Source organism: Mesorhizobium sp. M1A.F.Ca.IN.022.07.1.1, from assembly GCF_003997575.1.
Lineage (GTDB): Bacteria > Pseudomonadota > Alphaproteobacteria > Rhizobiales > Rhizobiaceae > Mesorhizobium.
Window position 1 is genome coordinate 1 of sequence record NZ_RZST01000227.1, and the last position, 9,624, is coordinate 9,624.

Below are 9,624 nucleotides of genomic sequence, written 5' to 3' on the forward strand. Positions count from 1 at the left end.
GTCCTGGTCCAGCGCCGAAAGCAGGCTAGCCGTCGCATTCTGCGACCCCAGCGCCGCCAGCATCTCGGCCGCGTGGATGCGTTCGGCCACATTGCCCCGTTCCAGCTGCCTGCCGACGAGGGCCGGCAGGCCGCATTCGTTGAAGGCGACAAGGACCTCGTCACGCTCCTCGCCGCGCAGCAGCGAAACGAACTCGAAGCCGGCCTCGATCGCCACGCCCGGCGGCACCGAAAGAATGGCCGTTTTCAGCGTCTGGCGGTCGCGATCTTCGGTGAAGGCGATCAGCGCCGTCAGAAGCTGGCGCCGCTGTCCGGCTCTGGCGCTGTCCCGGCGCTCCCGCAGCAAACGGCGCGCGATCAAAAACAGCATGATCACCAGGGAGAGCGCGCTGAGCAGTATGGAGAGATTCCAGACGTACCACATGGTCAGAACCGCGCCGTCAGCCCGAGCCCGAATATGCTTCGGTCGAATGTCGGGCGTTGTTCATGCGCGATGCTGGCGCGCAGCGTCAGCGGATCGCTGACGTCGACGGAGAGGCCGCCAAAGACGGTGCGCGTCGGCACCAGCGTGCCGTCGGAGATTTCGGGGGCGTCGGCATAGCCGCCGAAGAGATTGACATGCGGCGTCACCGCGAGGTCGGCACGAAGCACATAGCCGTCCGCGCGCGTCCCGATATCGTCCTCGGCATGCACCCAGCGGGCGGAAAGCCCCAGACGGCCGTCGAGGAGATAGCCCTGCAGCCAGGGCTGGATGCTGGTGACGTCGGCGTCGGCGAAATTGTCGTAGCGGGCGTCGACGTTGAGCGAAAGCGGGCCGAAGACCTTCGCCGGCGCCACGACCTGCCACGAAGCGCCGGCCCCGATCGAATAGCGCGCCAGAAAGTCGGCATCCGGCGTCGCCGCGGCCAGCGCATAGGCGGAGAAGGCCGGCGAGAAGGCCTGGTCGACGCGGCCCTCGATCTGGACGTCGGTGTTGCCGAAGCGGGTGGCGAGCCGCGTGCGGCCGGAGATCGTCGTTTGGGGCGATAGCCGATAGGAAAGGCCGGCCGAACTGTCGGTCCAGTCGCCAAGCCCGTCGGTGAGATCGCTCACCTCGCTGCCGAGGTCGAGCCGCCATTTGCGCGGCGGCGGCGCGGCCAGCCTTTGCTCGATATCGGCCGAACCCGGCTCGATGGCGAGCGCCTGGCCGTAAGCCTGCCGCGCGGCCTCGTCGTCGCCCTCGGCACGGCGCACGTCGCCGAGCCCGACCAGCGCCTCGGCATTGCGCGGATCGAGCGCCAGCGCGCGCTGCAACGATTGCCCGGCCCGCTGGTAGTCGGCCTCGAGCAAGGCGATTCTCGCATCAAGGTTGAGGGCCTCGACATTGTCCGGCGCTGAGGCCAGCACATCACCGACCAGGGCGCGGGCGCGCGGCGCGTCGCCCTGCCAGATCGCCAGGCGCACCTTGCCCAACCGAGCGTCGAGAAGGCCGGGCCTGATCGCAAGCGCCCGGTCGAAGAACCGCCCGGCCTCGTCGAAGCGCTGGGTGGAGCCGACAACGAGGCCGAGCGCGACCAGGGTGTCGGTGTTCCTGGGCGACAGCTTGAGCGCGCGGCGATAGGCGGTCTCGGCCTCGGCCGGCTTTCCCGCCGCCCGCAACCGCCTGCCCTGCTCCAACTGGATGGCGACGGGATCGGGCCGCCGGTGGGGCGGCTTCTTCGCCGGCGCCGCGGCAGCCGGAACCGGCTTCGCCTGGCTGGCCTGCTTGGCCTTGCGGATGTTCTCTAGAAGCGCTGCCGCGTCGGCATTGCCGGGCTCTGCCTCAGCGACCTTCTCGGCGAGCGGCAGCGCCGCATCCAGATTGCCGGAGCGGAATTCGACCTGGGCCATGCCGAAGCTCGCATCGCGATAGGCCGGGGCAAGGGAAAGCGCCCTGGAAAAGGCGTCGCGCGCCGCCGGCAGATCGTTGCGGCCGAGCTCGGCGAAGCCAAGCTGCACAAGAGCGTCGGCATTGTCAGCTTTCAACGCCAGCGCGCGCCGGAAAAGATCGGCGGCCTCGTCGAAATGCTGCGCCTGCCTGGCCTTGACGCCGGATGCGTAGAGCTCGTCGACAGTCTGCGCCAGCGCCGCGCCGGGAGCGGCGGCGATCGCCAGGATCAGGCATGCGGCAAAGGCTGAGCGCCGGCCGCGCCGCATCAGCGCTTCCCGCCCTTGCGGGCGATGAGACGCGCCAGCCGGGCCAGTAGCTCCTCGGGAATGAACGGCTTCACCAGATAATCGTCGGCGCCCTTCTCAAGCGCCGAAACGATGTCCTTCTCGGCCTTGCGGGCGGTCAGCATCACCACCGGAGTCTTCGACAGCACCGGGTCGCCCTTGATGCGCGCCAGCACCTCGATGCCGTCGGCCTTGGGCATCATCGCGTCGAGCACGATGATGTCGGGGCCGTCCTGCTCCGCCTTCGCCAGCGCCTCGGCGCCGTCCACCGCTTTGATGACCTCGTATCCCTTCGCCCTTAGCCTGAATTCGATCAGCTCAAGCAACAAGGGATCATCATCGCAGATCAGAACTCTTGCCTTCGCTCCATCCACCACCAGTCCTGCTCCGGTTCCGTCGCCCCCCGGAGTGATGACGCCGCGCGATCTTAGATAAAGCCGATTCGCGGCGGCCGCATTTCGACACAATCACTAGATGAATATTGGGCCATGGTATAGGAGCGGCAAACGCAAAACCGACCTTGCCGACAGGCATCTTTTGCGCGACTTTCTCGCCGGCTAAACCGGGCCGGAACGCCCCGAAAGCAGCCTTCTCACCTCGCCCGCAAGCGCCAGCGGGTCGAACGGCTTGGCGATCACTCCCACGGCTCCCATGGCGAGATAACGCTCCACCTCATGCGTCTGGGTGCGCGCCGTGATGAACGCCACCGGAATCGCGGCGGTCAGCGGCGAATCGGCCAGGCGCCTCAGTGTTTCCGGCCCGTCCATGTCCGGCATCATCACGTCGAGCAGGATGAGGTCAGGGCGCCAATCGGCGGCATCGGTCAGCGCTGCGATGCCCGAGGCGCTGGACCGCACCTCGAATTCCGGCTCGAGTTCCAGCGACATCTGGGCGATTTCGCGGATGTCGTCCTCGTCGTCCACATAGAGGATCCTTGCCGGCATAATCATCACTCCTTGGCACTGGAGGCGGGTCTGGCGCTATCGAGCGATGAGACCAACATGCTCCTGACCAGCCTGGCGACATCGATCTCCGACGCCTTGGTCTTGGTCATCATCGCCTGCACCCGGTCACCGAGGTTCTGATCCAACTCGGCCGCCGAGAACACGATGACTTGGGTTTCCAGCGGCAGATCGATGAGCAGATCCAGTCCCGATCCGTCGGGAAGCAGTATGTCCAGGATGACCAGGTCGAAGCGATGCTTTGCGACCGCCTTCCGCGCCTCCTGCAGCGTTTTGGCGGAAGCGATCAAGACGCCCGGACCGAGCCCCGCTGACATCACGGCAAGGACGCCCTCGTCGTCCTCGACGTGGAGGATCCTCGGCCTCCGCTCGACCTTGCTGGCGAGGATCTTGGCGAGAGCGGCGTGAAGGCGCCCCGAATCCACCGGCTTCTCCAGCCAGTCGACGATGCCGATGGCGGTTCCGTTCAGCGAGCGCCTGGCTTCGTCGGCGATGGCGGAGATGACGATGACCGAAATCTCGGAATTCACCGGCGAGACCCTGATGTCGTGGAAGAGCTTGATGCCGGATTCACCGGCCAGCTTGATGTCGAGGGTCAGCGCCACATAGTCGCGGGAGTTCAGGAGCGCTTTTGCGGTACCGATATCGGGGGCGACATCGCTGGAGAAGCCGTCGGCGTCGAGAAGCGCGGCGATCACCGCAGCGATGTCGGGCTCGTCCTCGCAGATGAGGACGCGCAGGCGGCCATCACGCTTTCGCGACCGGCGCTCGACCAAAACCGGCTTCTCGGCCTGTCTCTGCGCTTCGGCAAGATCGACGTGTAACGAGGTTCCCCTGCCTTCCTCGCTTTCGAAGGACACGGCGCCGCCGAGCTTTTCGACGATGGTCTTGACGATGCTCAGGCCCAGTCCGGTGCCCCCCTTCTTGCGGGTGCTGGAGGCATCGGCCTGCTCGAACTTGCCGAATATGCGGTTGCGGAACGCTTCCGGGATGCCGGCGCCTTCATCGATAACGGAGATGCGCAGCATGTCGCGCTCGCGACGCTGGAGCTTCACCATGACAGTGCCGCCGGGATCGGAGAACTTGATCGCATTCGACAGCAGGTTCGCCATCACCTGGTGCAGGCGATCGGGGTCGATATTGGCTTCGGCGCGCGGGGCATCGTCGACCAGGACGATGCGTATCCCGCTCTCGGCCATGTAATTGGAACTGGCGGCGATGGCCTGCTCCAGCACCGCACGCACGGGCATCTGCTTGATCTTGAAGGTGATGACGCCCGACTCGATCTTCTCCATGTCGAGAATGTCGTTGATGAGAAGAACCAGCCTTTCGCTGTTGTTGTGGGCGATGTTGACGAGGTTGGCGGCCTTGGGCGGCAGCTCGCCCGCGACGCCGGCTGCGATCAGGCCAAGCGAGCCGCGGATGGATGTCAGCGGCGTTCGCAGTTCGTGGCTGACCGTGGAAATGAAGTCGTTCTTGAGCTGGGCATTTCGCTTCTGCTCGGTGATGTCGCGATTGTAGGTGATGACGCCGACGATCTTGCCGGCCTCGTCGCGGAACGGCGCCTTCAGCGTGTAAAGCCAGCCCTGCCTGCCGTCAGGCAGGAGCGCGGGCTGATCGATGCGCAACGTCTGCCCGGCCTCCAGCGCGCCCAATTCATCCTGCCTGAAGCGCTCGGCCACGTCCTTGGGATAGAAATCGAAATCCGTCTTGCCGATAAGGTCCTCGACCGAGGCGGCGCGCACCAGTTCGGCGGTGGCTGGATTGGCCGCGATGAAGCGCCCCTCCGCATCCTTCACGTTGAGACTATCCGGCAGCTCGCGAACCATGGCACGGAATATCATGTTGGACATGGCGAGATCGCGTCGCCGCTGCTGCCGGTCGAGCAGCACGGCAATGATGAAGGTGCTCAGGAAGCGGAACAGGAGCGACGGCAACGTGCTCTGCTGCACGAAGCCGGTCACGACCTGCGAGGGAATGACCAGAAGCGTGATGAGCCCGGCCAGCGCGACCGACAGGCCGAGGCCGAGTATGTCGAACATGGTGCGCGAGCGGACCGCGACGATGTGGTGCCAGGCCAGACCGACGACGGCGGTGATCAGGATGCTCATGACGCCGACTTCGGCGCCCTGACCGCCCAGATGAAGACGATAGGCGATGGAGCCGGCAGCGGCGATGAACATCGCCGGCCATCCGCCGAAGAACGCGGCCGCTCCGATAAACGCGGCGCGCAGGTCGACGATGAAGCCGGAGACGGACAAGGCCGTCGCCATGGAAATGATCGCGCCCGCGCACATGACCACGCCCAAAAGCAGCGACTGTGCCCGCCGCGAGAGACGCCCGGTGAAATCCGCCACAAGGTCCCAGGCGACGATAAGGATGGAGACCAGGGCAAGATTGGCCAGCAGTGAGTGCCAGATCTCGGTCATGACTTTTCCGGCTCTGTTTTTTCCGACAAATACCGGCAAAACCTATCCGAGGTCTAAAGAGCGGGCGGGACCGGCCTAGTTTGCGGGGTGGTGAGCGCTTGGCGAAGGGCAGCGATCGACCGTCAAAGTGGCCTGATCGTGTCTGGCCTGCATCGCCCGTGGCCGAGCATTGTCGGGCAATGCTCAAGCTGCGCTCCACATCGAGGTTGCCGACGTTTTGTTGCTACACTGGCGACCGCTTCGGGCAGTAGGCCGATGAGCTTGCCGCCGGCTGCTAGGTGGGCCACATCAGCGGGCAAACTGCCACAACGACATGCAGATTCGGGCCTCGGCGACGGCCTGCGGCTGCTGGCCGCGGCAAGCCGCTGTTTCCGTCTACAAGCCGCTTGCACTGAAGCTGGTCTTTGCTGTGCCGTTCAGCAACGGCGTAGTGGCGCTGGAGCACCGACGCACAGAGCCGAAGAGCTGGCCCGAGGATTTCAGTCCGCGCGCTACTTCTGCCGGAAGGCCGTATGGAGCGACGTGGTCAGCGGCCCCAGAATGTAGTCCAGCGCGGTGCGTTCCTCGGTGACGATCATGACCTGCGCCGGCATGCCGGGATAGAGCTGGATCTGCGGCGCGGCGGCGAGTTCCTGCTGATTCACCGCCACGTCGGCAACGTAATAGGGAAAGCCGGTCTTGGCATCGGTAACGCGGTCCGCCGAGACGCGGGTGACGCGGCCGTGGATGACCGGCGTCGTGCGCTGCTTGTACGAGGTGAAGCGGACCTCGGCAGTCATATCGGCGCGCAGGCTGGATATGTCCTCGACCTTGACCTGCGCTTGAACGATCAGCGAATTCCTGGTCGGCACGATATCCAAAATGGTCTGGCCGGGCGCGACGATCGCGCCGGTCGAAAAGACGGTCAAGTCCATCACCTGGCCGTCATAGGGCGCGCGCACTTCGGCGCGGTCCACCGTGGCCTGTGCGGCAAACATCTTCGGCACCAGATCGGCAAGGTTCGACTGGGTGTCGATCAGCATGGCCGAAAGTTTTGCGCGACGCTCGTTGGTGAGCTGCGCGATCTGGCTTTCGAGTTCGGCCTTGCTCTGGCGATTTCCGGCGATCTCGCCGAGCGCCTGGTCGATCAGGCCCTGCAGATCGGAGGCCGAGCGGTCGAGCTCCAGGATACGCGGCTTCGTCGTCAGTCCCGCCTTCAGCAGCTTGTTGAGGCTTGCCTTTTCGTCGATCGTCGACTTGAGCTGCGCGCGGAAGGATTCGACGCGCGCCTGCTTGCCATCGATCTGCTCGTCGAGCTCGGCGATGCGCTTCTGCAGGATCTGCCTGGCGCCGGCCATCGAGGCGCGCTGGCTCTCGAGGTCGGCAATCTGGTTGGCCATGGCGTCCTGCAGATAGGCCTGGTGCTCGGCGGTGATGTCGTTCGGGAAGGCAACCGCCTCATGGCCGTCCAGCTCGGCGCGGATGCGGGCATCGGTGGCGCGCAGCAGCGCATATTGCTGGGAATAGAGGTTGAATTCCGACCGGGCGCGGGTATCGTCGAGCAGCACCAGCACATCGCCGGCCTTGACGATGTCGCCATCCTTGACCCGGATTTCCTTCACCGTGCCGCCATCGAAATGCTGGACGCTCTTGCGGTTGCCTTCGACCTTCACCACCGCATCGGCAAGCACCGCGCCATTGAGCGGCGCGACCGCGGCCCAGCCGCCGAACACGCCGAAGAAGGCGGCGATGATGAGCAGGCCGATCCACACCGGTGCCCGGATCGAGTCCGCATTGGCGCCCGCATCTTCGGTGCCGGCGAGGTTGCGATAGGTAGCGGCGATATCGGTCATTGGGCCGCCACCGTGATCGGTGCCGCGCGCTGGTTGAGCAGCGCCACGATCTCGTTTCTCATGCCGAAGGCTTCGACCGCGCCATCCCGCAAGAGCAGGATCTTGTCGACATTGGCCAAAGTCGAGGGCCGGTGCGAGACGATTATCACCGTGCTGCCGCGACGCTTCAGCTCCAGCGCGCATTCGGCCAGGGCGCGATCGCCGTCGGCATCGAGATTGGAGCTCGGCTCGTCGAGCACGATGAGGTTCGGCAGGCCGAAGACGGCGCGGGCAAGCGCGATGCGCTGCCGGTAGCCGCCGGACAGCACCGCCCCGCCCTCGCCGATCTGCGTCTCGTAGCCTTGCGGCAGCCGGATAATCATCTCATGCACGCCGGCGAGCCGTGCCGCCTCGATCACCTCGCGGTCGACATCGGTCTTGAAGCGGCCGATATTGGCGGCCACCGTATCTGAAAACAGCTCGATGTCCTGCGGCAGGTAGCCGATATGGTCGCCGAGCGCCTCCCTTCCCCACTGCGTCATGTCGGCGCCATCGAGCCTGACCGTGCCGCGGCTCGGCTGCATGATGCCGGCTAGGTGACGCGCCAGCGTCGACTTGCCGGCGCCGGAAGGGCCGACGATGCCGAGCGCCTCGCCTGCTTCGAGCCGGAACGACACATCGCGCAGCAGCACCTTCTGTAGGCTGGGAATGGCGAAGCTCAACTGCTCGACGGCGACCTTGCCGGAGGGCTTCGGCAGGTTGAACGAGCGTCCGCCCTGCGCGCCGCCGTCCAGCAGCCTCTCGACCCTGCCAAGGGCGGCCCGCGCCAGGATCAGGCTGCGCCAGAGGCCGACCATCTGCTCGACCGGCTGCAGCCCCCTGCCCAGCAGCAGGCTGGCCGCAAACATCGAGCCGCCGGTGATCTGCCGCTCGATCACCAGATAGGCGCCGAGGCCGAGGATAAGCGACTGCATGGTGAGGCGCAGGAAGCGGATCAGCCCGGACATGACCGCTGCCCGGTCGCTCGCCCGCCCCTGCTGGCCGAGCGCCAGGCCGCGATCGCGCCCCCAGCGCCGGACGAGGCCGTCGATCATGCCCATGGCGCGGATGACTTCCGCGTTCCTGAGGCTCATTTCGGTGAAATTGTAGTTGGCCGTGGCAAGGTCGTTGGCCTGCTTCAGCGGCGCCCGCACGATATATTCGTTGAGCACCGCCATGGCGATCAGAAGCAGCGAGGAGCCCAACGCGAAGAAGCCGAGCCAGGGATGCAGGAGGAAGATGATGCCGATATAGATCGGCGACCAGGGCAGGTCGAACAGGGCATGGATACCGCTGCCGGTGATCACCTGCCGGAAGGTGTCGAAATCGCGGATCGGCTGGCTTGGCGAGGCACCCTGCGACGGGGTTTCGACGGAAGCCGCCAGGATCCTGGCCGAAAGCAGCCGGTCGAGCCGCGCGCTGGCGCGCGTCAGGATCGCGGCGCGCACGAGGTCCAGACCGGCGAGCGCCAGGAACGCCGCAAGCAGCACCAGCGTCAGCATCACCAGCGTCGTCTCGCTGCCGCTGGTGACCACCCGGTCGTAGATCTGCAGCATGTAGAGCGGCGATGCGAGGTAAAGCAGGTTGATGGCCAGGCTGAACACCGCCGCAAACAGGAAATAGCGGCGGCAGGCGCGAAGCGCTTCCCTGACAATCCCGGATTTGTTATCGAGACTCAAAATACCCAGCGGCAGAACCGCCCCCTGTCCAAACTGCATGGCCCGGAACGATACTACTCCGGATCCCTCGCCCGGCCACGCGATCCGCTCGTAAACCTGTCGTAAACCTTAATTCGTAGCTGAATCCTGTAGCGGGATGGTGAGCCGCGCGGGCGCGGCTCACCTCTTTGGTTACAGCACGAAGTCGCTGGCCGTCAGTCCGAGGTTGACGCCAGTCAGCGTGATCTGAAACTCTGCGCCACCGCTTCCGTTGACGTCGGCTCGGACGATCGTGTTGCCGCCGACTTCGGACCAGGTGATGCTGTTGGCGACGGTGGCCGAAGTCTGACCGCCGAACAAGAAGGCCTGATCGCTGCCGCCCGAGACGGCGTCGATCGCGGACAGGTCGATCTTGTCGACGCCATGCACGAAGTCGGTGATGGTGTCGAAGCCCGCTGGCGTGGACTCCGAAGCTGCGCCATAGCTGAAAATGTCGGATCCGATACCGCCCGCGAGCGTGTCGGCGCCGGCAC

Annotated in this window: 7 protein-coding genes and 1 pseudogene; all 8 read right to left on the minus strand. The window is 65.5% G+C overall.

The window, feature by feature from the left end; translation table 11 throughout:
- A pseudogene (locus EOA75_RS22210) lies at positions 1–423 on the minus strand (HEAT repeat domain-containing protein); the annotation flags it as partial.
- A 2-nt stretch (positions 424–425) separates the two neighbouring features.
- Complete coding sequence (locus EOA75_RS22215; RefSeq protein WP_127325160.1) at positions 426–2,174, minus strand: YaiO family outer membrane beta-barrel protein; 1,749 nt, start codon at positions 2,172–2,174, stop codon at positions 426–428.
- Positions 2,174–2,566, minus strand: a complete 393-nt coding sequence (locus EOA75_RS22220; RefSeq protein WP_127215110.1) for a response regulator — start codon at positions 2,564–2,566, stop codon at positions 2,174–2,176. The genes EOA75_RS22215 and EOA75_RS22220 overlap by 1 nt, the downstream gene beginning before the upstream one ends.
- A 183-nt stretch (positions 2,567–2,749) precedes the next feature.
- The gene (locus EOA75_RS22225) at positions 2,750–3,136 is read right to left on the minus strand and encodes a response regulator (RefSeq protein WP_082980640.1); all 387 of its coding nucleotides are present in this window, start codon (positions 3,134–3,136) and stop codon (positions 2,750–2,752) included.
- Between the two features lie 5 nt (positions 3,137–3,141).
- Positions 3,142–5,583 (minus strand): ATP-binding protein, encoded by a 2,442-nt coding sequence (locus tag EOA75_RS22230; RefSeq protein WP_127215105.1) that lies wholly within the window; start codon positions 5,581–5,583, stop codon positions 3,142–3,144.
- A gap of 491 nt (positions 5,584–6,074) precedes the next feature.
- Positions 6,075–7,415, minus strand: a complete 1,341-nt coding sequence (locus tag EOA75_RS22235) for an HlyD family type I secretion periplasmic adaptor subunit (protein WP_095824821.1) — start codon at positions 7,413–7,415, stop codon at positions 6,075–6,077.
- Positions 7,412–9,112: a type I secretion system permease/ATPase gene (locus EOA75_RS22240; RefSeq protein ID WP_245466703.1), complete on the minus strand. Its 1,701-nt coding sequence runs from the start codon at positions 9,110–9,112 to the stop codon at positions 7,412–7,414. Before EOA75_RS22240 ends, EOA75_RS22235 begins: the two co-directional genes overlap by 4 nt.
- Before the next feature lie 171 nt (positions 9,113–9,283).
- A partial coding sequence (locus EOA75_RS22245; RefSeq protein ID WP_127325162.1) for a M10 family metallopeptidase C-terminal domain-containing protein occupies positions 9,284–9,624 on the minus strand: 341 nt, incomplete at its 5' end.

Excerpts from the sequence above, each read along its gene's own strand:
- EOA75_RS22235 (WP_095824821.1), bottom strand. The coding sequence starts at position 7,415 with ATGACCGATATCGCCGCTACCTATCGCAACCTCGCCGGCACCGAAGAT.
- EOA75_RS22215 (WP_127325160.1), bottom strand. The coding sequence starts at position 2,174 with ATGCGGCGCGGCCGGCGCTCAGCCTTTGCCGCATGCCTGATCCTGGCG.
- EOA75_RS22225 (WP_082980640.1), bottom strand. The coding sequence starts at position 3,136 with ATGCCGGCAAGGATCCTCTATGTGGACGACGAGGACGACATCCGCGAA.
- EOA75_RS22230 (WP_127215105.1), bottom strand. The coding sequence starts at position 5,583 with ATGACCGAGATCTGGCACTCACTGCTGGCCAATCTTGCCCTGGTCTCC.